The 1,231-nt window shown below is 67.4% G+C and carries 1 protein-coding gene and 2 pseudogenes; all 3 read right to left on the minus strand.

Annotation, left to right across the window (positions count from 1 at the left end; genetic code table 11):
- Window positions 1-116 precede the first annotated feature (116 nt).
- Window positions 117-277 (minus strand): annotated as a pseudogene (locus B118_RS32085) (IS256 family transposase); the annotation flags it as partial.
- A 5-nt stretch (window positions 278-282) separates the two neighbouring features.
- Window positions 283-442, minus strand: a pseudogene (locus tag B118_RS33365) (IS110 family transposase); the annotation flags it as partial.
- 9 nt (window positions 443-451) lie between these two features.
- Window positions 452-1,201, minus strand: a complete 750-nt coding sequence (locus B118_RS0124910; protein WP_238324160.1) for a prepilin peptidase — start codon at window positions 1,199-1,201, stop codon at window positions 452-454.
- Window positions 1,202-1,231: the final 30 nt, after the last annotated feature.

Consider the following 1,231-nt stretch of genomic DNA (forward strand, 5'->3'; position numbering starts at 1 on the left):
CCAGCGCCGGCGGTCCACCGTCGGCGAGGATCTAAACTTCCACTTCACCCCACGCTTGCGGGTCTTTCTCGGCCAGCGCTGACGGTCCACCGTCGGACGTTCCGGCAACTTGGTATGTAGGTTTCAGCGGCTGGGAACGGTCGCTGAAGGTCAAGGCGAAGGCGTTCAACACGGGCTTCCAGCGCATCGTCCATCGGGTTCTGCCTGCTCCGGTAGGGTCCAGGGAGCGAGTCACCAGGTACAGACACTTCAACGCGGCCTGCTCGACGCCCCTGTGTTTGGTCAAGCAAGCGTTGGCCCGACGACCCCGATTATAGTCCTGAAGATTTCGCGGGCGAGGTAGCGCTTCAGGCAGCGGAGGATCTCGCGTTTCGTTCGGCCTTCGGTGGTTGGTCGCTGGACATAGGCACGGGTGCCGCGGGTCTGCACGGAGTCTGGTCAGGGCGTTCGATCAACTACAGAACACAGCCGCTATCAGCGCCCCGGCGACCAGGTACGGACCAAAGGCAATGCTGTGCGCACGGCGCAGCGCCAGGCGTGCTAGCGCTTCGGGTACGGCGAGCACGAAGGGCAGTAGGCCGCCGAGGAACACCGCAGGCCAGCTGATGGCACCCAATGCCGCACCGAGCAGCGCGGCCAGCCGCACGTCGCCCAGGCCCATTCCGCTGCCCGCCACGATGACCAAGGCCAGGTATAGGCCGCCAAGCGCAGCCGCGGCGAGCGTGGCGGTGACCAGCATTTGAGCCTGGCCCGTGATCGCTGCCTCACCGGCCAGCACAGTGCCGACGGCGAGAGCGGCGATGCTTATCACGAGCGTAGGCAGCCTGCGGATCGCGACGTCAACGGCGGCGAGCAGCACGCCGTTGTGCATCACCACCAACCACACCGCGAGCAGGGGCAGGCCGCCGCGGGCGTCGCGCAGGAGCCAAGCGAGGCCGCCGGAGGCGACAGCCATCCCGATACCGCACAGCGCGGACACCGTTGTTCGCACGTTCCTGGCCGCCGCCGAGGTGTCCCCTTCGGCCGCGCCCAACTTCGACGGGCCCGCGGTCACCGCCGGCTTGGTCGCCAGCCGCGTGTACGCGTGCGGCAGCGTCAGGCCGGCAAGTGCGCCGCCGGAGAGCACCAGCCCCAGTGTGTCGGCTCCGCCTGAAAACTGACCACGTGGTTCCGGCTGAATCGGGATCACCTCCTGAAGCATCGGGAGGTGCTGAGCGTGGAGGACTGGGCA

The sequence above is a fragment of the Salinispora pacifica CNR114 genome (assembly GCF_000514775.1).
Lineage (GTDB): Bacteria > Actinomycetota > Actinomycetes > Mycobacteriales > Micromonosporaceae > Micromonospora > Micromonospora pacifica.

Excerpts from the sequence above, each read along its gene's own strand:
- B118_RS0124910 (WP_238324160.1), bottom strand. The coding sequence starts at position 1,201 with ATGCTTCAGGAGGTGATCCCGATTCAGCCGGAACCACGTGGTCAGTTT.